The following is a 231-nucleotide window of genomic DNA, read 5'->3' as shown; positions in this document are numbered from 1 at the left end:
GCGCACGTATTCGGTGAACGCACTATGGCGACGCTGGGGCGTCTTATGAGCCTGCTGTCACCCTTTGACGTGGTGATATGGATGACGGATGGCTGGCCGCTGTATGAATCCCGCCTGAAGGGAAAGCTGCACGTAATCAGCAAGCGATATACGCAGCGAATTGAGCGGCATAACCTGAATCTGAGGCAGCACCTGGCACGGCTGGGACGGAAGTCGCTGTCGTTCTCAAAA

General features: G+C 56.3%; 1 protein-coding gene. It reads left to right on the top strand.

Annotated elements, in window-relative coordinates; all coding sequences use genetic code 11:
* Positions 1-231 (top strand): IS1 family transposase (locus tag OGX67_RS00470; protein WP_241168651.1); only part of this gene is annotated, 231 nt, incomplete at both ends.

Origin of the sequence: Citrobacter sp. Cf118, from assembly GCF_030334095.1 — a bacterium.
In the GTDB taxonomy this organism is placed as follows: Bacteria; Pseudomonadota; Gammaproteobacteria; order Enterobacterales; family Enterobacteriaceae; genus Citrobacter; species Citrobacter freundii.
This window is presented reverse-complemented; position numbering and strand designations above follow the sequence as displayed.